The sequence below is a fragment of the Pantoea sp. E2023-21 genome (assembly GCF_051302795.1).
GTDB lineage: Bacteria > Pseudomonadota > Gammaproteobacteria > Enterobacterales > Enterobacteriaceae > Pantoea > Pantoea ludwigii_A.
In genome coordinates, this window is the sequence record NZ_CP195344.1 from 816,277 (window position 1) to 840,229 (window position 23,953).

At 51.6% G+C, this 23,953-nt stretch carries 25 protein-coding genes; 14 read left to right on the top strand and 11 right to left on the bottom strand.

Going from position 1 to position 23,953, the window contains the following annotated elements:
• Positions 1-41: 41 nt before the first annotated feature.
• Positions 42-656: a response regulator transcription factor gene (locus ACRQ84_RS03915; protein ID WP_483817224.1), complete on the bottom strand. Its 615-nt coding sequence runs from the start codon at positions 654-656 to the stop codon at positions 42-44.
• Between the two features lie 201 nt (positions 657-857).
• A complete protein-coding gene (locus ACRQ84_RS03920; protein ID WP_064740966.1) occupies positions 858-1,250 on the bottom strand; it encodes a YgiW/YdeI family stress tolerance OB fold protein in 393 nt (130 codons plus the stop codon).
• Positions 1,251-1,521: 271 nt separating this feature from the next.
• On the opposite strand from ACRQ84_RS03920, the gene katE reads away from it, so the two are divergent.
• Together katE and ACRQ84_RS03930 are read left to right on the top strand one after the other, a co-directional pair.
• The gene (gene katE / locus ACRQ84_RS03925; RefSeq protein WP_483817225.1) at positions 1,522-3,786 is read left to right on the top strand and encodes a catalase HPII; all 2,265 of its coding nucleotides are present in this window, start codon (positions 1,522-1,524) and stop codon (positions 3,784-3,786) included.
• A 267-nt stretch (positions 3,787-4,053) separates the two neighbouring features.
• On the top strand, positions 4,054-5,625 hold the full coding sequence (locus ACRQ84_RS03930) for a sensor domain-containing diguanylate cyclase (protein WP_064740968.1): 1,572 nt from the start codon (positions 4,054-4,056) through the stop codon (positions 5,623-5,625).
• A 5-nt stretch (positions 5,626-5,630) separates the two neighbouring features.
• On the opposite strand, the gene ACRQ84_RS03935 is transcribed toward ACRQ84_RS03930, so the two are convergent.
• The 4 genes from ACRQ84_RS03935 to ACRQ84_RS03950 form a co-directional block, all read right to left on the bottom strand.
• Complete coding sequence (locus tag ACRQ84_RS03935; RefSeq protein ID WP_064740969.1) at positions 5,631-5,882, bottom strand: hypothetical protein; 252 nt, start codon at positions 5,880-5,882, stop codon at positions 5,631-5,633.
• A gap of 83 nt (positions 5,883-5,965) precedes the next feature.
• Positions 5,966-7,228 (bottom strand): translesion error-prone DNA polymerase V subunit UmuC, encoded by a 1,263-nt coding sequence (gene umuC / locus ACRQ84_RS03940; protein WP_483817226.1) that lies wholly within the window; start codon positions 7,226-7,228, stop codon positions 5,966-5,968.
• Positions 7,228-7,650, bottom strand: a complete 423-nt coding sequence (umuD, locus tag ACRQ84_RS03945; protein ID WP_064740975.1) for a translesion error-prone DNA polymerase V autoproteolytic subunit — start codon at positions 7,648-7,650, stop codon at positions 7,228-7,230. The genes umuC and umuD overlap by 1 nt, the downstream gene beginning before the upstream one ends.
• Positions 7,651-7,790: 140 nt before the next feature.
• Positions 7,791-8,303 carry a GNAT family N-acetyltransferase gene (locus ACRQ84_RS03950; protein ID WP_064740976.1) on the bottom strand — a complete coding sequence of 171 codons (513 nt, stop codon included), beginning with the start codon at positions 8,301-8,303 and terminating at the stop codon, positions 7,791-7,793.
• Positions 8,304-8,498: 195 nt separating this feature from the next.
• Here ACRQ84_RS03950 and ACRQ84_RS03955 point away from each other — a divergent pair, with 195 nt between their 5' ends.
• The 4 genes from ACRQ84_RS03955 to ACRQ84_RS03970 all read left to right on the top strand — a co-directional run bounded on the left by ACRQ84_RS03955 (position 8,499) and on the right by ACRQ84_RS03970 (position 9,976).
• Positions 8,499-8,777, top strand: a complete 279-nt coding sequence (locus ACRQ84_RS03955) for a hypothetical protein (protein ID WP_483817227.1) — start codon at positions 8,499-8,501, stop codon at positions 8,775-8,777.
• A gap of 213 nt (positions 8,778-8,990) precedes the next feature.
• Positions 8,991-9,236: a regulatory protein YcgZ gene (ycgZ, locus tag ACRQ84_RS03960; RefSeq protein WP_483817228.1), complete on the top strand. Its 246-nt coding sequence runs from the start codon at positions 8,991-8,993 to the stop codon at positions 9,234-9,236.
• A gap of 121 nt (positions 9,237-9,357) precedes the next feature.
• The gene (locus ACRQ84_RS03965) at positions 9,358-9,648 is read left to right on the top strand and encodes a hypothetical protein (RefSeq protein ID WP_064740979.1); all 291 of its coding nucleotides are present in this window, start codon (positions 9,358-9,360) and stop codon (positions 9,646-9,648) included.
• 61 nt (positions 9,649-9,709) lie between these two features.
• The gene (locus tag ACRQ84_RS03970) at positions 9,710-9,976 is read left to right on the top strand and encodes a biofilm development regulator YmgB/AriR family protein (protein ID WP_064740980.1); all 267 of its coding nucleotides are present in this window, start codon (positions 9,710-9,712) and stop codon (positions 9,974-9,976) included.
• A 390-nt stretch (positions 9,977-10,366) separates the two neighbouring features.
• Here ACRQ84_RS03970 and ACRQ84_RS03975 read toward each other — a convergent pair whose 3' ends face one another.
• From ACRQ84_RS03975 to ACRQ84_RS03995, 5 genes are all read right to left on the bottom strand, one after another.
• On the bottom strand, positions 10,367-11,176 hold the full coding sequence (locus ACRQ84_RS03975) for a hypothetical protein (protein ID WP_064740982.1): 810 nt from the start codon (positions 11,174-11,176) through the stop codon (positions 10,367-10,369).
• Positions 11,177-11,374: a hypothetical protein gene (locus ACRQ84_RS03980; protein WP_064740983.1), complete on the bottom strand. Its 198-nt coding sequence runs from the start codon at positions 11,372-11,374 to the stop codon at positions 11,177-11,179.
• A 339-nt stretch (positions 11,375-11,713) separates the two neighbouring features.
• Positions 11,714-12,592 (bottom strand): manganese catalase family protein, encoded by an 879-nt coding sequence (locus tag ACRQ84_RS03985; RefSeq protein WP_483817229.1) that lies wholly within the window; start codon positions 12,590-12,592, stop codon positions 11,714-11,716.
• A gap of 365 nt (positions 12,593-12,957) precedes the next feature.
• Positions 12,958-14,109, bottom strand: coding sequence for a lactaldehyde reductase (gene fucO / locus ACRQ84_RS03990; RefSeq protein WP_483817230.1), 1,152 nt, complete (start codon positions 14,107-14,109; stop codon positions 12,958-12,960).
• 161 nt (positions 14,110-14,270) lie between these two features.
• Positions 14,271-14,564, bottom strand: coding sequence for a hypothetical protein (locus ACRQ84_RS03995; protein ID WP_483817231.1), 294 nt, complete (start codon positions 14,562-14,564; stop codon positions 14,271-14,273).
• Positions 14,565-15,100: 536 nt separating this feature from the next.
• Here ACRQ84_RS03995 and otsB point away from each other — a divergent pair.
• The 8 genes from otsB to cheW all read left to right on the top strand — a co-directional run bounded on the left by otsB (position 15,101) and on the right by cheW (position 23,885).
• A complete protein-coding gene (gene otsB / locus ACRQ84_RS04000; protein ID WP_483817232.1) occupies positions 15,101-15,889 on the top strand; it encodes a trehalose-phosphatase in 789 nt (262 codons plus the stop codon).
• A complete protein-coding gene (otsA, locus tag ACRQ84_RS04005) occupies positions 15,886-17,325 on the top strand; it encodes an alpha,alpha-trehalose-phosphate synthase (protein WP_064740986.1) in 1,440 nt (479 codons plus the stop codon). Before otsB ends, otsA begins: the two co-directional genes overlap by 4 nt.
• Positions 17,326-18,407: 1,082 nt before the next feature.
• On the top strand, positions 18,408-18,758 hold the full coding sequence (flhD, locus tag ACRQ84_RS04010; protein WP_064740987.1) for a flagellar transcriptional regulator FlhD: 351 nt from the start codon (positions 18,408-18,410) through the stop codon (positions 18,756-18,758).
• Positions 18,758-19,336, top strand: coding sequence for a flagellar transcriptional regulator FlhC (gene flhC, locus ACRQ84_RS04015; protein WP_008102852.1), 579 nt, complete (start codon positions 18,758-18,760; stop codon positions 19,334-19,336). Before flhD ends, flhC begins: the two co-directional genes overlap by 1 nt.
• Positions 19,337-19,468: 132 nt before the next feature.
• Positions 19,469-20,356 carry a flagellar motor stator protein MotA gene (gene motA / locus ACRQ84_RS04020; RefSeq protein WP_007891047.1) on the top strand — a complete coding sequence of 296 codons (888 nt, stop codon included), beginning with the start codon at positions 19,469-19,471 and terminating at the stop codon, positions 20,354-20,356.
• Entirely contained in the window at positions 20,353-21,384 is a 1,032-nt protein-coding gene (motB, locus tag ACRQ84_RS04025) for a flagellar motor protein MotB (RefSeq protein ID WP_064740988.1), read from the top strand. Before motA ends, motB begins: the two co-directional genes overlap by 4 nt.
• Before the next feature lie 10 nt (positions 21,385-21,394).
• Complete coding sequence (gene cheA, locus ACRQ84_RS04030) at positions 21,395-23,365, top strand: chemotaxis protein CheA (protein WP_483817233.1); 1,971 nt, start codon at positions 21,395-21,397, stop codon at positions 23,363-23,365.
• Positions 23,366-23,387: 22 nt separating this feature from the next.
• Complete coding sequence (cheW, locus tag ACRQ84_RS04035) at positions 23,388-23,885, top strand: chemotaxis protein CheW (protein WP_064740990.1); 498 nt, start codon at positions 23,388-23,390, stop codon at positions 23,883-23,885.
• The last annotated feature ends 68 nt before the right edge of the window (positions 23,886-23,953 follow it).

Here is a 23,953-nt window from a genome sequence, read left to right on the forward strand (position 1 = left end):
AAGCGTCACACCGTTATTACCCTACAATATAACGCGTGGCGTTATTCATCTTGCAGTAAGTTGAGTTTTTCAGCGGCTCTGACCAATTCTGAAACCGAACGCACCGCCATTTTTTCCATCACCCGGCGTTTATGCACTTTTGCCGTAATTTCACTGATTACCATTTCTGCGGCAATCTGTTTATTTAACAGACCGCGAATGACAAACTGCATCAGTTCCCTTTCTCGTGGCGTTAAAGAGTGATAACGCCCGGTGAGTGCGATTTTTTCCTGTGACAGCGCTGCGCTTTTTTCGGCCAGCGCCATGGCATCGGCTACCACTTGCATCAGATCATCGGGCATCACCGGTTTGGTAAGAAATTCAAAGGCACCGGCTTTCATCGCTCTGACACTCAGGGGAATGGTGCCAAAGCCGGTCAGGAAAATGGTGGGAATAGTGTATCCGCGCGCGGTGAGATCGTGCGAGACATCAAAACCGTCCAGACCCGGCATGTTCATATCGACAATTAAACAGCTCGGCGTACTGTAATGCGGCTGATGCAAAAATTCCGTGGGGGAAGTAAAGGTCGCGATCAGATAGCCTTCTGAGCTCAGAAGATTTTGCAGCGCGTTGATGACAGAGGGGTCATCGTCAACAATATAAATCGTTCTATCCATAAAAACTCATTCAGACTCTTACGAGTTCTATTCACTACATGCGAGCTAATATACCCGCAAAATAGTGCCTTAGGAATGGCGAAAAACTTATATGTGAAATCGATGATGTGCTGCGCAATATGAACGGTGCAAGCGTAAAAAGGTGAGAAGGCCAAAACGGCTTTCTCACCCAGCAGACGTAAAGATTATATCAATCAACCTTTAGGGTTCATCAATACGTGATACTTTCAATGTGGTTTGTTCCCCACGACCATACACTTTTCCGCTGACGCGAACTTTATCATCGGCGGAATAGGTTTTTTCTTTGAACGCTGACTTTTCGGCATTGATGGTGATCGTTCCCGTATTATCACGGAATTTATAACTGTCACCTTTAAGTTTTTCAATAATATGACCCTCAAGGGTGACATAGCCGCCCTGACGGAAATCCCGAATACGCGATATGGGTGTTTGACCGGTATCTTCTGAACCCTTAAAACCCGCATCCTGATTGTTTTGTGGCGGTGCGGTTTCGCCTGACTTGTAGCCACCTTCCGCTGCGCTAACACCGACGCTGAACATCATTATTACCGAAGCTAAAACGATATGTCTCATACGTTCTCCATGTTTTATCGTGCTTTCTCTGTTTCAAGTCTGGCACAAATACGCGCGACTGCACGACAAACGCAGCGGCAATTGATAAAAACACAACGGTATTTATCAGGATTAATCTCATTATTTAAAAACCAATTAACCTTTTGCTTAAAATAACCTCACCTTACATCAACCTCATTAATCTCTTTAAACATCATTTATAAGCGAAGCGGAATTTTAACGCTATTTTTGCTCTACAGTTAATAGGGTCTTAACTGGAGGAGCATGTAACATGTCGAAAGATAAAAAAGAACAAAATTTAACCCATGCCGCGCCGCACAAAGGGCCGGAAACCTCTGAGCCGGGTTTAGGCGATTTAGCGCCGCAAGGCGGCGGACATAAACCCGCGGCCGAACCGACGCCACCGGGCAAACAACCCACCGCGCCCGGCAGCCTTAAAGCACCCGCAACACAAAACGACAAGCTTGAGCAGCTCGACGAGTATCGTAAAAATGGCGAAAACGCCGACCTGACCACCAATCAGGGCACCCGCATCGCCAACGATCAGAACTCGCTGCGCGCCGGTTCACGCGGTCCGACACTGCTTGAAGACTTCATCATGCGCGAAAAAATCACGCATTTTGACCACGAACGTATTCCTGAGCGTATCGTGCATGCGCGCGGTTCAGCGGCGCATGGCTATTTCCAGCCTTATCGTTCCATGGAAAAATTGACCAAAGCGGGCTTCCTCAGCGATGCCGAAAAAATCACACCCGTCTTCGTGCGTTTTTCCACTGTGCAGGGTGGCGCCGGCTCGGCCGATACCGTGCGCGATATCCGTGGATTCGCCACCAAGTTCTATACCGATGAGGGCGTTTTTGATTTAGTCGGCAACAATACGCCGGTGTTTTTCATTCAGGATGCCCATAAGTTCCCGGACTTCGTGCATGCGGTGAAACCCGAACCGCACAACGAAATTCCACAGGGGCAGAGTGCGCACGACACCTTCTGGGATTATGTGTCGCTGCAGCCGGAAACGCTGCACAACGTCATCTGGGCGATGTCGGATCGCGGCATTCCGCGCAGCTACCGCACCATGGAAGGCTTTGGCATCCACACCTTCCGCCTGATTAATGCCGAGGGTAAAGCCACTTTTGTGCGCTTCCACTGGAAACCGGTAGCGGGCAAAGCCTCGCTGCTGTGGGATGAAGCGCAGAAGCTGACCGGTCGCGATCCTGATTTCCACCGTCGCGATCTGTGGGAAGCCATTGAAGCGGGTGATTTCCCGGAATATGAGCTGGGCTTGCAGCTGATCCCTGAAGAAGACGAGTTCAAATTCGATTTCGACATTCTTGATGCCACCAAACTGATTCCTGAAGAGCTGGTGCCGGTGGAGCTGGTGGGCAAAATGGTGCTCAACCGCAATCCGGATAACTTCTTTGCCGAAACCGAGCAGGTGGCGTTCCATCCGGGCCACATCGTGCCGGGGCTGGATTTCACCAACGATCCCCTATTGCAGGGCCGCTTGTTCTCCTACACCGACACGCAAATCAGCCGTCTGGGTGGGCCGAATTTCCATGAGATTCCGATTAACCGTCCGGTTTGCCCGTACCATAACTTCCAGCGCCAGGGCATGCATCGCACGGAAATCGATACCAACCCGGCCAACTACGAACCGAACTCCATCAATAACAACTGGCCACGCGAAGTTCCGCCTGCGGCCAAAGAGGGTGGATTTGAGAGCTACCAGGAGCGGGTGGAAGGCAGCAAGGTGCGTGAGCGTAGCCCGTCGTTTGGCGAATACTACTCGCAGCCACGGCTATTTTGGTTAAGTCAGACGGCGGAAGAGCAGCAGCATATTATCGGCGCCTACTCATTTGAGCTGAGTAAGGTGGCGCGTCCTTACATTCGCGAACGTGTGGTCGATCATCTGTTACAAATTGATGTCACACTGGCGCAGGCCGTCGCCACCAATCTGGGCCTGAAACTCAGTGATGAACAGCTTAAAACCGCTCCGCCGAAGGATGTGAACGGCCTGCAGAAAGATGACAGCCTGAGTCTGTATGCGCAACCGAGCGGCGATATTAAAGGCCGTCAGGTCGCGTTACTGCTGAGTGACGGGGTAAAAGCCGCCGACGTGCTGGCGATTCTGCAGGCGCTAAAAGCGCAGGGTGTGCATGCCAAAATTCTGGCGGCGCACATGGGACAAGTGCTGGCGGATGACGGATCGGTACTGCCGGTTGACGCCACCTTTACCGGTCTTCCTTCTCTGACCTTTGATGCGGTGATTGTGCCAGATGGCAATATTGATGCGTTGCTGCTGAGCGGTGATGCGCGCTATTTCCTGCTGGAAGCATACAAGCATCTCAAAGTCATTGGTCTGAGCGGTGATGCGCGCCGGTTTAAAGCACAGTTCAACGTGCAGGATAACGAGGCTGAAGAAGGGCTGGTGGAAGACGTTAAAGCCGAAGGCACCTTTATGGCGGATTTCCTCTCCTTGATGGCATCCCATCGCGTGTGGTCGCGCAGCAAAAAAGCGCTGACCGTCGCGGCTTAACGATTTAGCGCGGCATATTGTTTGCCGCGCTGAACCGCATCGCAATAAAAAAAGCCCGCACTAAGCGGGCTTGGTAGATGCCACTACCGAATGATCTCGTCGTAAACGCGTGCTGTGTTGCTGCCACTGAGTGTGGTGGAGCCATACTACAGTAATATTTCGTTACTGGTCATATGAGTTATCGATGGTGCCAAAAATAACCTTAATCGTCTACTGAAGCGCTGTTTACCTGCTTAACTCTGTTGTGTGCGGAAAACAGAGGACAAAATGCAGTTAAAAAGAAAAACGGACAACACGACAACATCTGATGCGGGTTTGCTGAAAAGCATTGTGCTGTCGGGCATGCTGCTGCTGATCACGGTGGCCAGCATGAGCATCTGGACCTTGCGTGAAGATTGGCTTGGCACGGTGCGTCAGACGCAGGAATCCGCGATGAATCTGGCGTTATCACAGTCGCGTCAGGCGGAAGACACCTTTTTGCAGACGGAACTGTCGCTGCGTCAGGTTCAGCGTGATCTGCAGCTACAGCTCGCAACGCGTATTCAGGGCGCTGATCTGAGTAATACCATGCGCGAGCTGCAACGCCGCTTGCCGCAGTTGCACGGCTTGTTCTACTACGATGAAGACGGCAAGTGGATTGCGACCTCTGCGCAACGCATGCCCAACAATATCAATAACTCCGATCGCGAATACTTTGCTTTTCAGCGCAATAATCGCCGCAACAGCGTGCATATCGGCCCGGTGATCAACAGTCGCAGCACCGGCGAGTTAGTGATCCCCGTTTCCCTGCGCGTCAGTGATGCCAGCGGTGGATTTAAGGGCGTGTTACTGGCCACCATCAGAGTTGACTTCTTCCGTCGTTTCTACAGCTATTACGAGCTTGGTGCGCGTGATGTGCTGGTGTTAATGCTGGCTGACAGCACCGTGCTGTATGCCCGCCCGATGCCAGACAGTTTCATCGGAAAAAATCTCTCGTCCAGTCCGCTGTTTCAGGAGATGCTGGCCAAAATGGATCGCGGTAGCGGGCAATGGAAATCGGTGCTTGATGATCAACCGCGTATCTTTGGTTTTGCGCGTTCCGATCGCTATCCTATTATTGTCGCGGCCGGTTACAACAGCGACGATCTCTTCCATGTATGGGTCAACCGTCGGGCGCAGGATATTCTGCTCAGCATCATCCTGCTGCTGACCATTATGCTACTCGGCACCTTCCAGCTGCGTCAGGCGCGTCGCGTGTTGCGTTATCAGCAGGAGCTGCACCGCCTGCGCGACAAACTGCACAACGCCAATCTTGCACTGAACAAACTCGCGCATGTTGATGGTTTAACCGGTCTGGCAAATCGCCGGGAATTTGATCGTTTCCTGCATGACGCGCTGGCAAATGTCGCCGTAAGCGGTAAACCGCTTTCGCTGATTATGATGGATATCGATTTCTTTAAGCACTACAACGACACTTACGGCCATATTGCCGGGGACAAGTGTTTGAAAGTGATCGGTGAGGTGTTAACTAACGTGGCCGGGCGGCGAACCGATATGGCCGCGCGCTATGGCGGCGAGGAGTTTGCGCTCATCCTGCCTGATACTTCATTCGATGAGGGGATGATCATTGCCCAGCGGGTTGTTGACGCGGTGAGGGAAAAGCAGCTTGCGCATGATTCTTCGCCCAAAGGCTTTGTCACGCTCAGTGCCGGCTGCGCGACCACCGCCACATCCGCCAGCCTCAGCGCGGTGAAACTGCTGGAGTACGCCGATCACGCCTTGTACCGGGCAAAGCGTGAAGGGCGTGATGGTGCGAAAGGCGTGACGGTGCTGCCTTTGTCAGATGAGCAGAGAGAATAATGGGCTTATTCCACTGCGGGCAGCTGGTACTTGATATATTGACGCAGCGCTTCATGCATCTGGCTATTGCTTTCGTCCTCTAAGCCGCGTTCTTCATATTCTTTCGCCAGCTGAATAATCACCTCGTCATATTTCCCCTTGAAGGTGATGTTATTAACTGCCACTTGCTTAATCATTAACTCGCGCAAGGCAGCGACTTCAATCTCCAGTCGGCTAACGTTTTCTTCCAGCTCTTTTACGCGTTCTTCATTCGCCATAGGTTCTCCGGATGTTATTAAGCTGTGGCTGTGTCAGGGCCTGAATATCGCATTGGCATGCGTGTAATTCAAGCGTGAAGCGGTTACTTCGCCACCGGCAGATCCGCCAGCCGGGTGGTGTAGGCCGGGGATAGCATCTCGCGCTTCATCGACCAGGGTTTCTGAATCCCTTGTCCGGCAAACCATAACGCGCCGCGCTGATGGGCATTCATTTTGTCGATCAGTGCCATCAGCTGGTCACTATTATGACGCGGCTGATACTCAGCAAACAGATCAAACTGCGCCACGCCATCGCTAAAGAAATCACCCAACATCACACCGCCTTTCATATATCGTTTACCGGGAACCCAGATGCGATCTAAACAGTTGAGCGTGGCCTGAATAATATCGCGACTGTCAGCCGTGGGCGTAATCAAGGTTTGGCTGGCCGCATTGGCGTAATAAGGATGATGCGGGTCATGTGGACTGGTGCGAATAAACGTACCGATATGACGGCAATATTGCCGCTCGCTGCGCAACTTCTCTGCGGCACGTGCGGCGTAATTGGCGATGGCTTCGCGCATATCCTGGTATTCGGTAATGCGGTCACCAAACGAGCGCGAGCAGAGGATATTTTGTCGATTGGGAATCACCTCCTCAAACGCCAGACAAGACTCGCCACATAATTCACGCACCGTGCGCTCCAGCACCACGCCAAAGTGTTTACGGATGAGCGCAGTCGGGGTTTCAGCCAATTGCAACGCGGTGGTAATCCCCATCAGGTTGAGCTTTTGCGATAAGCGACGGCCCACGCCCCACACCTCTTCGACCTTAACGAGTTTCATCAACTCGCGCTGGCGGCGGGGCAAGGAGAGATCCATCACGTTCTCGGCTTTGGTCCAGCGTTTCGCAGCCCAGTTGGCGAGCTTGGCGAGGGTTTTGGTCGGCGCAATGCCGACACCCACGCGCAGATGAGTGTCTTGATAAATGCGATCGCGAATATCGCAGCCTAACTGTTCGAACGTCATGCAGGCATTGATGCCGGTGACGTCAACGAAGGCTTCATCGATGGAATATTCATCCACGCGCGTGGATATCAGCGCCAGTGTTTCCATCACGCGGCGCGACATATCACCGTACAAGGCATAGTTGGACGAAAACACCACCACCTTATGGCGCATCAGCTCTTCGCGATGTTTAAAGTAGGGCGCGCCCATTTTGATGCCCAGCGCTTTGGCCTCTCGGCTCAGGGAAATAATGCAGCCGTCGTTATTCGACAGCACCACAATCGGCTTGCCGCGCAGATCCGGGCGAAACACCGTTTCACAGCTGGCGTAAAAGGAGTTCACATCCACCAGGGCAAACATCAGCGGCCTATGGTTTTAATCACGTGTTTAACGATGCCGAAAACTTCGAACTCATCGGCGTCAGGAATGGCGATAATCGCATGCGCGGCATTCATCGGTTTGAGATGCAGGTAAGGCTGTAACATCAGTTGTTTCACGGTGAACTCACCCGAAAGCGACGCCACCACAATGTCACCGTGTTTGGGTTTGAGCGAACTGTCCACCACCAGCATGTCACCTTCATTGATACCAATGTCGATCATCGAGTCACCGCTGACTCTGATGAAGTAGGTAGAGCTGGGGTGATCCACTAAAAAATCGTTGAGGTCGAGGCGTTGTTCTACGTAGTCCTGAGCGGGCGACGGAAAGCCGCAGGGCACGCGGCTGATGAACAAGGGTAACGCTAAAATGGCGCGGATTTCCGCGGGCTGAAAAAACTGCATGGCTGCGATCTCAAATCGTTACTGTATATGTATACAGTAATATCGATTGGGCAGTTTGATCAAGCCAGAACAGGCAATGATCTGCAAAACAGTTGGTAGCAAAGAGAATTTATTCTGCAGAAAACGGCCTGCTGCTGCGCTTAAATCATCATCCCCATGATCTGCATCGTGCTTTGCTGCGAGGCGGTGACAAACGGAATGTCTTTGATGTGCTGCATACCAAAGGCTTCATAGAACTTTCGAGCGCGTACGTTATTGCCTAACACTTCCAGCCACAGATAGCCTTCGCGTTTGTCACGCGCCTCATTGATGATGCTCTCAAACATCCATCGACCATAGTTTTTCCCGGTTTCTTCCGGATTGAGATACAGCTTATTCAGCAACGCGCCGCTCATGCCAGAATCCGGCACCGGCGTGTTCCAGGTGACTTTGGCGAAGCCAATGGGCTTGTCGGTCTCGGCAATCAGCCAGCTTTCATTGGGCGCCGCTAAGCTGCTATTCAGCTCTGCCAGACCATATTCCTTGTCGATAAAGGCATCCAGTTCTTCTGCGGAAACCCACATATGTTTGAAATGCGCATTGTAGGTCATGCGCCCCAGCAGGTGCAGCAGCTCTGCATCCTCTGCCTTGGCTTTGCGTATGGTAAACTCCATGCCAGATTTCCTTGCTTAATTCTTGTTATTAATCACATCGTCGGTGCGAGCACGGCAACCGAACGGCAATTACCATAACGTGTTAGTAACAAAAACCCAAGATAACCAGAGCTTTCTGTTAACAAGGCGCTACGCCGATGATCTATAGTAAGTACTGAGAACCAAGCGTAAGCCCATATTCTCAGGAGGTAGAAGATGTCAGATTCGCAACCTAAAATTATCGGCGAAGCCGCCTATACGCTACTGGTGCGCCGCGAGGAAGTCAGTGTCTTATCACTGTTGGCAGAGCTCGCGCGCATGGCGAGAAAAGCGCAAAACAGTGAACAGCTGCAACGCATTGCCCAGGCCCAGCAATGGTTGCTCACGCACCGCCAACCGGCGGGCAGCGATAATCGTGTCCATTCAGCGTTACGCGGGTTGAGTCGTCAGGAAGGCAGTGTCAGACTGCCCTCGGCAGACACCGACGACAATTAACTATCCCAGCGGGCTCACGCGTCGATAACTTTCGGCGCTGAGCTCATTGATTTGGAAATAAAAGCTTTCCAATTATCCTAATTCACACTTATTAGCACTTTTTGCAACAAACCCCACCTAACAACTTGAGTAAGCTCCTTGTACAGCTTTTTGCTACCTGTACAACTTTACTTAGGTCAAATGATCTAACTTTTTCATTTATTGGGGTCAATTATGCGTCAGAACGGATACACGCCGAGTTCAGTCGAGGCCATTGCCAACTACTTCAGCAAAGCGTCGCTGCCATCGCAGCAGGAAACATTGGGTCAGATCGTGGTTGAAATCCTGCGTGAAGGCCGTAATCTCAACCGCAAATCGCTCTGCACCAAGCTGCTGCGCAGACTGGAACTGGCTGCTAATGCGGAAGAAGAGCATCATTATCATCAGCTGATTGGCTTATTATTCGACCGCGAAAGCTGAGAGCCAGTCAGACGTCAAACTTGTACAAGTATAAATATTTTACTCTGAAAACGCTCCCACACTGTCTTCGCCCCGCACCGGGGCGAAGCGGCGATCAGAGATTCGTTATGAATAATTCGTTATGAATAGAAGTGAACACCAGAAAATAATCGATGAAATTATTGGCGAAGCGGCGCTGGCGCTCTTGCAGCGAACGGGGCCCGTCAATACCCAGGCGCTGATGGATCAGCTGATGTTGATGAAGCAACAGAGCTCGAATGACGAACAGCGTGCGGCCATCACTGCCGCTATCACCGAGGTGCGCAACAGTATTTCGGCGGGGAAAAAGCGCCGGGAAGAGCAGCCGCAGAGAGACAACGTTCTTCAGCTGTTTGGTAATAATGAACAGTCTGGCAACAATCGTAAACATTGACCGATTGGCTCGCGTTTAGGCATATAGATTCGAGCATATACGCAATCACGGGACTGAAATTATGTCGGAAAATCACAACCTCTATGCTGCACTGCCTGACACCGAGCTGGCCGAGCATTTTCGCAATGCAGATAGCACATTAAGAAATGAATCTGCAGTGCTGGATAGGGTTATCCGCCACGTGCTGGCCACCGAAGGACGCGTCAGTAATAAATCGATTATTCTCTGCCTGATTATGGCGCTGGAAACCGCAGAAAGTGATGCCGAAGCCGATGTGCTGCGCAAGACACTGGAAATAGTGGTGGGCTATACGCCTGACGACGCCTGATATTCCGCTCTGTCCCCCCACGCGGGGACAATATTGTCAATCCTTCGCAATGAGAGCCAACCGGCGCTTCGCTTTGCCAATATTAATTCTATGCAACCACGTCCGAAACTGTTTTAACTGTATATGTGAAGCGATCTCGGTAGAAAGCGTGCAAATATACAGCTGACTCTGCGTATGATTATTGGTGCCGGTGGCGTAAATTTCGCTTTTATTATCACGCTGTTGTAATTCTATTCCCGTGAAGTGTAAATCCCCCCACAGCTGTAGAGTGGTCTCGAACTTTTTAAAGTCCATTATGATGCCCTTATTATGTTCACGCGTAATGAAGTCGTGCTGGCTCAGCAACGTAAAGCAATTCAGTGTTTAAGCCAGCATAGTTGGAGACTACTTTTAAGGATAATCGCGTTTAGACGCGGATCGTCTGATCCATTTGCGTTTATTACCGCTTTGCTTATCCATCGCTAATGCACTGGCGCTGGCAGGATCAAACAGTGACAAACTTTCTATTTGATGCACCATAATCACTTTACGAAACTCCAGCACACTTTTAGGTGTTGAGGAAAAATCGATGTTGTGATTTTGGTACCACTGGCTGTAATTATGCTCAACGGCCAGGCTCAGCGTGCGTGGATCGCGATAACCGCTCAGCATCGGAATTAACACGATATTGGCGGTATTAGGGTATTCAAAGGTGGCGGCATGGATCATCCCGATATAGATACGGCGCGATTTCAGCGTCACCCAAGCCAATTCACCTTCTTCCATGCACTGCAGCAGCAGTTGCTCAATGCCGTTGGAACGGGAAAGGCGCTGATAAAGCTCCTTACGTCCTATCGCGTTGAGCCGGGCGCTGACCGCCCAATTGGAACGGTACATGCAAAACAGAATGGCAAAGGCCAACATCAGTACCACCGGCGCCTGGATGCCTAAAAAACTCCACGTCATGAAATCGACGTTCCAGTGCACATTCTCTGCCGAGGTTAGGGCAAAGGCATTGTTCACGCCCGATGCAGCCAGCAGGATCAGCCAGATGATCGCGGTCGCCAGCACGCCTTGCAGAACAAAAATACAGCCATATAGGGCAATGAGAAAATAGACATCCCAGCCAAAGGATCGTTTAATTTTTAAGCGACTCGACATGTCGCGACTGGTGTACCAATAGCCGCACACCATCATTACCATAAATATCGCCGTACCCATTTAAATATCCTTCAGTGTGCTGACATGCTCGGCAAAATCGCGCTGCACTTCAGGACTCAATGGATTAACCGAAGCGTTACCATCTTCATCAATAATAATTCTATCGCCTTCCTCAATCGATTCCTGAATGTCCTGCCGCGTCATGACTTGCAGTAATGATTCGGGGCTACCGAACAGGGAAGTTATAAAACCGAACATAATCGAGCAATCCTTCTTATTTATACCAACATTAACTATGGCACATCCCTCAGTAACCAAGCCGCGTAACTGAAATAAAGGGGACTTTCCGGATTAATCTGCCAGAGGTGCATGAATGCGCACCAAACGAAAATTACGGCAAACAAAGGCAGGGTCGCCATTTATGGCGTAATGCCGCTCACTTAAGCAAATCATTGCCTGGTTATGCAGGTGCGCATGAATGCGCACCCTACGAAAACCCAGCTCTGTAAACGTAGGGTCACCATTCATGGTGACCGATTCACGCTTAACTAACGAACATTACGCCATTTATGGCAACCTGATGATAATCATGAGGAATCACTGTTGAGTCAGTGGCGTTTTACTGCCAGGTTCCGCGCCGGTGATCGGATTGAGATCGGGGTGTGAAGCGGTACGCGCCGCAAGCGTGTCCAGATCGCTCAACTGCCCGGCGGGTAGCGTGACGCTGGCTGAACCATCCCCGCCATCCACCGCGGGTTGAGGATCGGCTACATAATCAAAGTTCTCGTCCGAATTCCAGCTGCCGCGAATATCGTCGCCCTGAGACATGTTGTAATAAGTGTGGGCATACTTTTCAATCGGTGGCAGTTTGCCCGGCGGGAAGTTGTTGTGGATGGAGTAGAGCGCTTTTTCAAACGACAGCTGATGCGCCACTTCACGCGTCATCAGGAAGCCCAGCGCGTCCTTCACGCCGACATCATCGGTGAGATTAATCAGGCGTTCATAAAGGATTTTGGCGCGGGCTTCGGCAGCGACGTTAGAACGCAGATCCGCCGTTACTTCGCCGATGGTATCGATATAGGCCGCGGTCCAGGGTACGCCAGCGGAGTTGGTCAATGCCGGGCCGCCGCCGTACAGAATCGAGGTCAGATGGCTGTCATTACCCGCGCCGGTAATCGATCGATAGAGCGCGCCTTGCTCTTCACTGCCTTCCGCCAGCGTGCCTTTCGCACCCTTATTCAGCATGCCGACCAGCGAACCGATAATTTCCAGATGGCTTAACTCTTCAGTGGCGATATCCATCAGCATTTCACGACGGCCTACATCTTCATCACTTAAACCCTGCGTGAAATAACGCATCGCAGCGGCCAGTTCGCCCTGCGGACCGCCAAACTGTTCGAGTAATAAATTGGCCAGACCGGGATTGGGTGCATTAACGCGCACGGTAAATTGCAACTGTTTTACGTGTCGAAACATAGCTCACCTCAAAAAAAATAAAAATGGAGAAAGAGAATTAACAGGGATAGTTAAAATAATGAGTAACGATAAGAAATGGAGGAGGGAAGGAGTGTACTTTGCCTTGCGCCCATCAACTGCATGCCGCCTGATTAATACTAAGCGTGCATCCCATTGCTGCAAGCGTACCGGGTTAAATATATTTTCTTTCGATGTGCGGAATTACTTTTATTTCGCGTTTAGTGAATAGTGGCATGAATTAAATAATTGATAAGGATGATGTGTGCAGCCGGTTATTTATGCCTAACGCTTCTGCCTGGTGCGCATCAATGCGCACCAGCTAAACCGCCAGGGTCGCCATAAATGGCGACCGGGTATACACGTAATTAGAACAACTCACGATACAGTGACGCGATCATCGCCACGCTGCACTCGCGCGGATTGCCCGGCGTACAGACATCGGCGAAGGCGGCGGCGGCTAATGCTTCCACATCCTGTTCCTGCATGCCGATATCACGCAGCCTTAGCGGAATACCGATATCATGGTTTAAGGAGATCACCGCATCAATGGCCAGCGCACGCGCATCGGCTAATGAACACGCATAAGCACCTTCCATGCCTAACGCATGGGCGATAGCGCGATATTTCTCGCCGGTATGCTCGGCATTGAATGCCATGATATGCGGCAGCAGTACGGCATTGGCGATGCCGTGCGGCGTGCCATAAAACGCGCCCAGCGGATGCGCCATGCCGTGCACCAGACCCAGGCCGACATTCGAGAAGCCCATTCCGGCGATGTACTGGCCGAGCGCCATATCCGCTACGCCGGCAGGCACGCCTTTAACCGAGTCACGCAGCGAGCGGCCAATAATTTCAATCGCCTTGAGGTGGAACATGTCGGTGAGTTCCCACGCGCCGCGCGTGATATAGCCCTCAATCGCATGGGTAAGTGCATCTACGCCGGTCGCCGCTTTCAGGCTGGCGGGCATGCTGGCCATCATGTCGGGATCAATGATGGCAATCGCTGGAATATCATGCGGGTCGTAGCAGACGAACTTACGTTTTTTCTCTTCATCGGTGATGACGTAATTAATTGTCACTTCGGCTGCGGTGCCTGAGGTGGTTGGCACCGCAATAATCGGCACGGAAGGATTGCGCGTGGCAGCACCGCCTTCCAGCATGCGTACGTCGCTGAACTCCGGATTGGCGATCATCATGCCGATGGCTTTGCAGGTATCCTGCGGCGAGCCGCCGCCCACCGCGATCAGATAATCGGCGCCTGAACGACGAAAAGCGTCGACCCCCGCATGCACCACATCGACGGTGGGATTGGGGATCACCTCGTCGTAAATGTCGAAACTGAGGTCGTGCTGTGTCAACAGATCGGTGATACGGGTGGCGACAGAAAACTTGATGAGATCTTTGTCGGTCACCACCAATGCTTTGCTAAAACCGCGTTTATGAATCTCATCGACAATCGAATGAATAGCGCCCGCACCGAAATAGGCGGTCTCATTGAGGATCATTCTGTTAATCATATTAATTACCTTCACGTAGATGCCAGATTTGAGTTTTTTCGATTAAATTCATCAAGATAAGAAGATTTAACCGTATCCAGATTTACGTGGTAATGAAGATGCAGATATTGCGTTGCCTCAATAAAACCGCGGTTTCTGCTTAGCGGAATAAACAGGAGAAATCACGACCCTAAACGCATCGTCTCTGCACGTTTTGCCGTGTCGTAAACATATTGCAGCATCGGTTCCAGATCGGTATCAGGTCCGGAGCTGATGATCTTGGCGCGCAACCACTCAATCTCGCTGGTGATATCCGACGGAAAAATGGTGTTGTTCTGCGCATTACGCAGCCATTTCAGCAGAAAGTTATTCTTGCCGCGTACGCCGCCAGATTTCTTCGTTTTGGCGTTGATTTTGAGGGCGACCAGAATGCAGTAATAGAAGTGAACGCGTTGGCTGTAGCTTTGTGGGATCATGCGCTTTCACCCGCCATGACAGGTGAAAAATGTGATGTCGATCGGTTTTCCATCGTCCGGATTCCTGCCTGAATTCATCTAAAAGCCGTGATAAATGTTGCCCAGGGCTCTCTTTCCGCGCTGTGGCCGCACGGTAAACGAACCATATGATAATCCTCGCGAAGGATGCAAGTCGGCTTAATCTGGGAAATGAGGCGGACCATGGCAGCGCTGGTGGTCAAAATAAGCGAAGCGTATGAAAAAACGATAAGGTGATTCTTTTGCGGCATAAAGCTTAAAACGGCCACTTATCCTATAGCGAAGCCGCGCATATCTGGCAATATCGTGATCTGTGTCTACACTTAAAGCTGACGATGTTCGCAGTAAGCTTGGCGAGTGAGTTCAAATGATGTTTGTTTGTGGAGAGTTATCTATCGAAATGCCGTGTTATCTGCAAAACCTCCTTGCATACAATTCTGCGGTTGTTACCGCCTCGATCGCCCCGCCAGCCTCCGAACATCCTGTAATGGTACATTCCACAAGACAGGAGAAAAGTCGTGACCCCCGCGGTTAATCAGAACAGCACCTTGCCGTCGTTAAGTGGCGGACTTTATGCCTTCTTTTTTGATGTCGACGGCACGTTGGCAGCGATTCAGTCGCAGCCCGAGTCGGTCTCTATTCCCGCCTCGGTACGCCAGCTCCTGCAACAAATTTCCCAACTCAGCAACGGCGCGTTAGCGCTGGTTTCCGGACGTCCGATTGCGCAACTCGATGTCTTAGTGGCGCCACTCAAAGCCCCAGCCGCTGGTGTACATGGCGCAGAACGCCGCGATGCGGCGGGCGCCGTTCATCGCCACAGCTTGCCGGGGGATATTGCGCAAACGCTGCAAACCGAACTGCAGCACACGCTGGATCAGTGGCCTGATACGCTTTTAGAAGTGAAGGGCATGGCGTTTGCGTTGCACTACCGTAATGCGCCGCAGTATGAAAACGCCATCATGCAGCTGGCGGAAGACGCCGTCGCCCGTTTTCCTGAACTGGCGCTCCAGCCGGGCAAATGCGTGGTGGAACTCAAGCCACAGGGCATTGATAAAGGTGCAGCCGTGCGTGAGTTTATGCAGGAAGCGCCTTTTGCCGGACGCATTCCGGTATTTGTGGGAGACGACCTGACAGATGAAAAGGGATTTCTGGTGGTGAACGCCATGCAGGGAATTTCTGTCAAAGTCGGTGAAGGGGCCAGCCATGCACGCTATCGCCTCAACAGCGTTGAGGCCGTATGGCACTGGCTTGAACAACTATTATTACAACTAGAACATGACAATGTTGGTAAGGAGTTTAGGTTATGAGTCGTTTAGTCGTCGTATCTAACCGTATCGCGATTCCCGATGGTAGCAAGGCCAGCGCAGGCGGGCTTGCTGTCGGTATTTTGGATGCTCTACGAGATACCGGAGGATTATGGTTTGGCTGGAACGGAGAGATCAGCGAATTCTCAGGAGAAGATGAGGATGAAGAGCTCTCTCAGCTCGAAAAAGACGGAATTACCTACGCGTCACTGCCGCTGAATCAAAACGATTACGATCAGTATTATCTGCAGTTTTCGAATACCGTCATTTGGCCCGCTTTCCACTATCGCCTCGATCTGGTGCAGTATCAGCGCGAAGCATGGGAAGGTTACTGTCGGGTGAACACGTTGCTGGCGCAGCGTCTGAAGCCCTTACTGAAGCCAGACGATGTGTTATGGATCCACGATTACCACCTGCTGCCGTTTGCTGCCGAGCTGCGCAAACTGGGCATTAATAACCGCATCGGATTCTTTTTACACATCCCGTTCCCGACGCCAGAGATCTTCAATGCGTTGCCACCGCATCAGGAACTGCTGGAAATGCTGTGCGATTACGATCTGCTGGGCTTCCAGACAGACTCTGACCGCGTGGCGTTCCTTGATAGCCTGAGCCAGCTAACGCAGTTGCAGAATAAAGGTGAGAAAAAGCACCGAGCTTTCGGCAATACCTTTATGACCGAGGTCTATCCGATTGGTATTGAGCCGGATACCATTAAAGAGATGGCAGAAGGACCGTTGCCACCGAAAATGGCGGCAATGAAACGCGATCTCGGGGATTTGCAGAACATCATTGCCTGCGAGCGTCTCGATTATTCCAAAGGATTACCGGAGCGTTTCCTGGCCTTCGAAGCCTTGCTGGAGAACTTCCCCCAGCATCGTGGCAAAATCCGCTATTCGCAAATTGCGCCTACTTCACGTGGCGATGTTCAGGCCTATCAGGACATCCGTCATCAGTTGGAAACGGAAGCGGGGCGCATTAACGGCAAATACGGCACGCTGGGTTGGACACCGCTTTACTATCTCAACCAACACTTTGACCGCCGTTTATTAATGAAGATCTTCCGTCTGACCAACGTCGGTTTGATTACGCCATTGCGTGATGGCATGAATTTGGTGGCGAAAGAGTATGTGGCGGCGCAGGATCCGGATAATCCAGGTGTACTGGTGCTGTCGCGCTTTGCCGGTGCGGCAAATGAGCTGACCTCGGCGCTGATCGTCAACCCTTACGATCGTGATGAAGTGGCCGCGGCGCTGGATCGCGCGTTGACCATGCCGCGTACCGAACGTATTTCGCGTTATAACGACATGATGGCGGTGTTGCGCAAACAGGATATTTCGCACTGGCGTGAAAGCATTCTGAAAGATTTAAATACCTTGCCGGTGCGCAGTGACGATCACGGTACGGAAAATAAGGTCGCTACCTTTCCTAAATTAGCGTAAGCCCGCTAAAAAAGGGCGCGTAAATGCGCGCCCTTATCCTTCACCGCGCAATAAATTGCGCCGCTACGCTAAATGCAAACATTGAGCATTTCGCCCATTATTCGCACGCTCTGTAGCGGCGCGATTCATCGCGCGTCTTTTGAACTTCCGCTGCGCTGCACAGCGTTTCCACGCGCCACTTTAACTTCACGAAATCGATTTCATTTTATTAAGCGTGAATGCGCTGATTCATCAGTAAAAAGCGCACCTTTTGGTTAAAAAACGCCCGATAATAGAAAAAAAAGCTTTTTTTTGCTCTCACCCTAAAGTTCCGCGCTGGTACGCCGATAGTTCTCGCGTAGCAAACCGAAAAAACGCCTATTCATTCATTTCTCTAATGTAACGCCCTGTTACATCCCTTGCCATGCGCTAAACACTCCCTACGATCCACTGACAGTTCCCAGGCGCTCTGCGCCCAGACTTCACGCTTCGCTAGCGCCTCGCTTTAGTACTGGCGGGCAATATTCCCTGTAAGTGATTAATTTAGAAGCGAATAATTTTGCTTTGATTCGGAGTATTATGCTGCAGATAGTATTTTATGTAGCGTGTTATAGCACTGTAATCGCAACAAAACAGATAACTGATCGTGTGGTAACGACAATCTGCCACAGAGCCTAAAATCGGCCTCCGATTAGCAAAATATCAGGGAAATAATCAGGATTCGTGCAAAAAACGCACAACAGAAAAGCAGCGCTGAAGGTTTAGGAAAAAATTTGCCTTAAAAGTGTGACGCAGATCACACTTTATCTAAAATTTCGCGCCACTCACGTTGTATGTCGAAATCAGACGATATAGATTTGCGTTGTTTTCGGAATAGTCTTAAAAACTGTAAGCAGACGTCACGGAAGATGGTTACAACTCAAGCAAAGAATGGCCTGGAGTTTTGATTACTACTGATCAGTATCCAAACAGAAAGTGAAGGATGCGTTGGCTCAAGCCTGATTATTTTTTGCCATCTTTAGATTTACCAACCAGCAGCCCGAACCATAGAACAATTTAATTCTGTGGCCGTATATGTGTCGCGTCTATCAGGATGGAAAAAAATGGGTACATCAGAATTACTAAAACATATATATGACATCAACTTGTCATATTTGCTTCTTGCTCAGCGTTTAATTAACCAGGAAAAAGCTTCAGCAATGTTTCGTTTAGGCATCGATGAGTCGATGGCAGATGCATTGTCACAATTAACCTTACCTGAGATGGTTAAATTAGCGGAGACCAACCAATTGGTTTGCCAGTTCCGCTTTACCGACCACAACCACATTAATCGTTTGACTCAAGAGTCACGCGTTGATGACTTGCAGCAAATCCATACCGGTATTTTATTATCCAGCCGCTTATTGCGAAGTGCGTCTAAAGATGACGTCTCTGCGAAGAAGAGGGCAGTTTAATGACTGAAAAAAGTATTGTTCAGGAAGCGCGCGATATTCAGCTGGCAATGGAGTTGATTACGTTGGGCGCACGACTGCAAATGCTGGAGAGTGAAACTCAGCTAAGCCGCGGTCGCCTGATTAAACTCTATAAAGAGTTGCGTGGTGCTCCACCCCCGAAAGGCATGCTGCCATTCTCTACGGATTGGTTCATGACCTGGGAACAAAACATTCACTCCTCTATGTTCTGCAACGCCTGGCAGTTCCTGCTGAAAACCGGGTTGAACAGTGGTGTTGAAGCGGTGATTAAAGCTTACCGTTTGTATCTTGAGCAGTGTCCGCAATCGGACGAGGGCCCGCTGTTGGCGCTAACGCGTGCATGGACCCTGGTGCGATTCGTTGAAAGTGGCATGCTGGAACTTTCTGACTGTAAGTGCTGCGGTGGAAGCTTTATTAACCACGCACATCAGCCAGTGGGCAGCTTTGTCTGCAGCCTTTGCCAGCCGCCATCACGTGCCGTAAAAAGACGTAAACTTTCTGCAGATTCTGCCGATACCTTTCCACAACTGCTGGATGAACAGGTTAAACGCGCCGTTTAAGTTTGTTCGCATCGTGGAAAATATCCAGCAGCGGTTAATACCGCTGCTTTTTTTTTGCCTGCGATAAACGAATAACACCTGCGGCTCTCTGGCTTAACTTCCATCAACACGTTACGGACGTAAGGATTTTTTGTGCTGATAATTCTGGGTTATATCGTGGTCGTCGGCTCCGTGTTGGGCGGCTACGCGATGGTCGGCGGACATTTAGGCGCGCTATATCAACCGGCGGAGCTGATCATTATCGGCGGTGCCGGTATTGGTGCTTTTTTAGTCGGTAATAATGGCAAATCGATTAAGAAAACATTAAAAGCGCTGCCATTGTTAATGCGCGGCTCGAAATATAACAAAGCGGTATACATGGATTTAATGGCGCTGCTCTATCGCCTGATGGCGAAATCACGTCAGCAAGGCATGCTTTCATTAGAGCGCGATATTGAAGATCCCAGCCAGAGTGAAATTTTCGCTAACTATCCGCGTATTTTGTCCGATAAACAGTTAGTCGATTTTATTACCGATTATTTGCGTTTAATGGTCAGTGGAAATATGAATGCGTTTGAAATCGAAGCGCTGATGGATGAAGAGATTGAGACCTACGAGCACGAGTGCGAAGTACCAGCGCAAAGTATATCAGCAGTGGGTGATGGCTTACCGGCTTTCGGTATCGTCGCCGCCGTAATGGGCGTGGTACATGCGCTGGCCTCAGCAGATCGTCCGGCTGCAGAACTCGGTGCGTTAGTCGCCCATGCGATGGTCGGTACCTTCCTCGGCATCTTGTTGGCATACGGTTTTATCTCGCCGCTGGCCTCCGTGCTGCGTCAGAAATGTGCCGAAACCACCAAGATGATGCAGTGCGTGAAAGTGACGTTGCTCTCAAGCCTCAACGGTTATGCGCCGCAAATTGCGGTCGAGTTTGGTCGTAAAACGCTCTATTCCGCCGAGCGTCCATCGTTCTCTGAACTGGAAGAGCACGTGCGTAACGCCAAGAACCCGGCGAAACAAACTTCGGATGAGAATTCATGAAAGCAGGCAATCGCCCTATTGTGCTGGTTAAAAAGCGCAAACATAAAGGTCACCATGGCAGCCACGGTTCGTGGAAGATTGCCTATGCCGACTTTATGACGGCGATGATGGCGTTCTTTATGGTGATGTGGTTGCTCTCCATCTCCAGCCCCAAAGAGTTGGTCCAAATTGCGGAATACTTTAAAACGCCGCTGAAAGTGGCATTAACCGGCGGTCAACGTAGTAGCGACAGTGAAAGTCCAATCCCCGGTGGCGGCGACGATCCGACGCAGCAAAAGGGTGAAGTAAAGAAAATTGTCGATATGGATGCGCAGAAGAAAAAGCTGGAAGAGATTCGCCTGAATCGCCTGCGTGAAAAGCTCGATCAGCTGATTGAAGCCGATCCGCGTCTTAAGGCAATGCGCCCGCATCTGATTATTAACATGGTGGAAGAGGGGCTGCGCATTCAGATTATTGATAGCCAGAACCGCCCGATGTTTAGAACCGGCAGCGCCGACGTCGAGCCGTATATGCGCGACATCCTGCGCACCATTGCACCGGTACTGAATGATATTCCAAACAAAATTAGCCTGTCAGGCCACACCGACGATATCCAGTATGGCAATGGCGATCGCGGCTACAGCAACTGGGAGCTGTCGGCAGATCGTGCCAACGCCTCACGCCGCGAGCTGATGATCGGTGGGCTGGACGGCAGCAAAATGCTGCGTGTGGTCGGTATGGCCGACACCATGAAGCTGAAAAACCGTGGTGCTAATGATGCAGTCAATCGCCGCATTAGCCTGCTGGTGTTGAATCACGACACCGAAGCGGCAATTGAAAAAGAGAATGCCGAGAGCGATGCCGTTCAGGTCAGCGACCCGGCGCAAATTATCCCCGACATTACCGCACCCGCCGTACCGGCTGTGCCGACTGCCCCAACAGGTTCCACTGCGACACCGGCTGCGCCGGCTGCTGCAACGGCACCTGCGGCAGCGGCAACGCCCGCGGCGAGCGTGGTGACACCAGACCAACCCTCACAGCCGAGGTGATCCCGTGAGCATGGACATCAGCGATTTTTACCAGACGTTTTTTGATGAAGCCGATGAGCTGTTAGCGGATATGGAGCAACACCTGTTGGGACTCGATCCCCAGGAGCCCGATTCCGAGCAGTTGAATGCCATCTTCCGCGCCGCCCACTCCATCAAGGGCGGAGCCGGTACGTTTGGCTTTACGGTTTTACAGGAAACCACCCACATCCTGGAAAACATTCTGGATGGTGCGCGCCGCGGCGAGATGCAGCTCAGCACCGATATCATCAACCTGTTTTTGGAAACCAAAGATATTATGCAAGAACAGCTCGATGCCTATAAAACGGCGCAGGAGCCGAACGTAGAAAGCTTTAAATACATCTGCGAAGCGCTGCGTCAGCTGGCACTGGAAGCGAAAGGCATTGCGCCTGAAGCGCCAAAGGTCGCCGAAGTCGTTGACATCGCGGCTCCGGCTGCAGCTGCAGGCCTGCGTCTGCAGCTGATTGACCTCAAAGAGAAAGAGCCGGAGCTGATGCTGGAAGAGCTCGGCAATCTTGGTACGGTCAGCAATGTGGTGAAAGGCGCTAACTCGCTGGACGTCACCATTGATGGCGTCGGCAAAGATGACATTGTCGCGGTACTGTGCTTTGTGCTCGATGAAGCACAGATCCACTTCCCGGCAGGCGCGGCAGCAGTGGCCGACGCCCCAGTGGCTAAAGTGGCCGCTGAACCGGTGCAAACCGCGACCGTAACCGATATCACCCCCGCGGTGAAGCGCGAACCTAAGCGTGCAGCCGCACCGGCCAAAGGCAGCGAATCCAGCAGCATTCGCGTTGCAGTAGAGAAAGTTGACCAGCTGATCAACCTGGTCGGCGAACTGGTGATCACCCAATCGATGCTGGCGCAGCGTTCCGGCGCGTTAGATCCGGTGGCACATGGCGACCTGCTGAACAGCATGGGCCAGCTGGAGCGTAACGCCCGCGATCTGCAGGAATCGGTGATGTCGATTCGTATGATGCCAATGGAGTATGTCTTCAGTCGCTTCCCGCGTTTAGTTCGCGATTTGGCCAGCAAGCTGGGCAAAGAAGTGGAACTGACGCTGCTTGGCAGCTCGACCGAACTGGATAAGAGCCTGATTGAGCGCATCATCGATCCGTTGACGCACCTGGTGCGTAACAGCCTCGATCACGGTATCGAAACCCCGGAAAAACGTCTGGCTTCCAGCAAAACAGCGGTGGGTAACCTGACGCTGTCTGCGGAACATCAGGGTGGCAACATCTGCATCGAAGTGATCGATGACGGTGCCGGTCTGAACCGCGAACGTATTCTGGCCAAAGCGCTGTCGTCTGGCCTGCCGGTCAGCGAAAGCATGAGCGATGAAGAAGTCGGTATGCTGATCTTCGCGCCGGGCTTCTCCACCGCGGAGCAAGTGACCGATGTGTCTGGCCGCGGCGTCGGCATGGACGTGGTGAAACGGAATATCCAGGAGATGGGCGGTCACGTCGAAATCTCCTCGAAGCAGGGCAAAGGCACCACCATTCGCATCCTGCTGCCGCTGACGTTGGCAATCCTTGACGGCATGTCCGTGCGCGTGGCCAACGAAGTGTTCATTCTGCCGCTCAACGCGGTGATGGAATCGCTGCAGCCGACCGCGGAAGAGCTGAAACCGCTGGCCGGTGGCGAGCGCGTGTTGGAAGTGCGTGGCGAATATCTGCCGCTGGTGGAACTGTGGAATGTGTTTGAGGTGCAGAACGCCAAAACCGACGCCACACAAGGCATCGTGGTGATTCTGCAAAGCGCAGGCCGTCGCTATGCGCTGCTGGTTGATCAGTTGATTGGTCAGCATCAGGTCGTAGTGAAAAACCTTGAAAGCAACTATCGCAAAGTGCCGGGCATTTCTGCCGCCACCATTCTGGGCGATGGTAGCGTGGCGCTGATTGTGGATGTCTCAGCACTGCAATCGTTGAACCGTGAAAAGCGTGTGGCCGGTGCCGCAGCGTAATAGATAACGAAAGGGTAAAAAAATGACTGACATGGCAACCGTGACCAAAATCGCTGGCGAAACCGTGGGCCAGGAATTCTTAGTTTTCACACTGGGTGACGAAGAGTACGGCATCGACATTCTGAAAGTGCAGGAGATTCGTGGCTACGATCAGGTAACCCGTATCGCCAACACGCCGGAGTTCATCAAAGGTGTAACTAACCTGCGCGGCGTGATCGTGCCGATCATCGACCTGCGCGTGAAATTCTCGCAGCCGGATGTGGTGTACAACGAGAACACCGTGGTGATCGTGCTGAATCTTGAGCAGCGCGTGGTGGGTATCGTGGTTGATGGCGTTTCTGACGTACTGTCATTGACGCAAGAGCAGATTCGCCCTTCACCGGAATTCGCCGTCACCATGTCCACCGAGTACCTGACCGGTCTGGGCGCGCTGGGTGAGCGTATGCTGATTCTGGTCGACATCGAAAAGCTGCTGAGCAGCGAAGAGATGGCGCTGGTGGATAACCTGCGTACCGCGTAATAAAAACACCGGGTCGCTGCGGCGGCCCGTTATCATCACGTACGTGAATTAACTCGTTAAAAATCAAT

What these genes read in the sequence shown, in the direction of transcription:
- ACRQ84_RS03915 (WP_483817224.1), bottom strand. Translation starts at nt 656, where the DNA reads ATGGATAGAACGATTTATATTGTTGACGATGACCCCTCTGTCATCAAC.
- ACRQ84_RS03920 (WP_064740966.1), bottom strand. Translation starts at nt 1,250, where the DNA reads ATGAGACATATCGTTTTAGCTTCGGTAATAATGATGTTCAGCGTCGGT.
- katE (WP_483817225.1), top strand. Translation starts at nt 1,522, where the DNA reads ATGTCGAAAGATAAAAAAGAACAAAATTTAACCCATGCCGCGCCGCAC.
- ACRQ84_RS03930 (WP_064740968.1), top strand. Translation starts at nt 4,054, where the DNA reads ATGCAGTTAAAAAGAAAAACGGACAACACGACAACATCTGATGCGGGT.
- ACRQ84_RS03935 (WP_064740969.1), bottom strand. Translation starts at nt 5,882, where the DNA reads ATGGCGAATGAAGAACGCGTAAAAGAGCTGGAAGAAAACGTTAGCCGA.
- umuC (WP_483817226.1), bottom strand. Translation starts at nt 7,228, where the DNA reads ATGTTTGCCCTGGTGGATGTGAACTCCTTTTACGCCAGCTGTGAAACG.
- umuD (WP_064740975.1), bottom strand. Translation starts at nt 7,650, where the DNA reads ATGCAGTTTTTTCAGCCCGCGGAAATCCGCGCCATTTTAGCGTTACCC.
- ACRQ84_RS03950 (WP_064740976.1), bottom strand. Translation starts at nt 8,303, where the DNA reads ATGGAGTTTACCATACGCAAAGCCAAGGCAGAGGATGCAGAGCTGCTG.
- ACRQ84_RS03955 (WP_483817227.1), top strand. Translation starts at nt 8,499, where the DNA reads ATGTCAGATTCGCAACCTAAAATTATCGGCGAAGCCGCCTATACGCTA.
- ycgZ (WP_483817228.1), top strand. Translation starts at nt 8,991, where the DNA reads ATGCGTCAGAACGGATACACGCCGAGTTCAGTCGAGGCCATTGCCAAC.
- ACRQ84_RS03965 (WP_064740979.1), top strand. Translation starts at nt 9,358, where the DNA reads ATGAATAGAAGTGAACACCAGAAAATAATCGATGAAATTATTGGCGAA.
- ACRQ84_RS03970 (WP_064740980.1), top strand. Translation starts at nt 9,710, where the DNA reads ATGTCGGAAAATCACAACCTCTATGCTGCACTGCCTGACACCGAGCTG.
- ACRQ84_RS03975 (WP_064740982.1), bottom strand. Translation starts at nt 11,176, where the DNA reads ATGGGTACGGCGATATTTATGGTAATGATGGTGTGCGGCTATTGGTAC.
- ACRQ84_RS03980 (WP_064740983.1), bottom strand. Translation starts at nt 11,374, where the DNA reads ATGTTCGGTTTTATAACTTCCCTGTTCGGTAGCCCCGAATCATTACTG.
- ACRQ84_RS03985 (WP_483817229.1), bottom strand. Translation starts at nt 12,592, where the DNA reads ATGTTTCGACACGTAAAACAGTTGCAATTTACCGTGCGCGTTAATGCA.
- fucO (WP_483817230.1), bottom strand. Translation starts at nt 14,109, where the DNA reads ATGATTAACAGAATGATCCTCAATGAGACCGCCTATTTCGGTGCGGGC.
- ACRQ84_RS03995 (WP_483817231.1), bottom strand. Translation starts at nt 14,564, where the DNA reads ATGATCCCACAAAGCTACAGCCAACGCGTTCACTTCTATTACTGCATT.
- otsA (WP_064740986.1), top strand. Translation starts at nt 15,886, where the DNA reads ATGAGTCGTTTAGTCGTCGTATCTAACCGTATCGCGATTCCCGATGGT.
- flhD (WP_064740987.1), top strand. Translation starts at nt 18,408, where the DNA reads ATGGGTACATCAGAATTACTAAAACATATATATGACATCAACTTGTCA.
- flhC (WP_008102852.1), top strand. Translation starts at nt 18,758, where the DNA reads ATGACTGAAAAAAGTATTGTTCAGGAAGCGCGCGATATTCAGCTGGCA.
- motB (WP_064740988.1), top strand. Translation starts at nt 20,353, where the DNA reads ATGAAAGCAGGCAATCGCCCTATTGTGCTGGTTAAAAAGCGCAAACAT.
- cheA (WP_483817233.1), top strand. Translation starts at nt 21,395, where the DNA reads ATGGACATCAGCGATTTTTACCAGACGTTTTTTGATGAAGCCGATGAG.
- cheW (WP_064740990.1), top strand. Translation starts at nt 23,388, where the DNA reads ATGACTGACATGGCAACCGTGACCAAAATCGCTGGCGAAACCGTGGGC.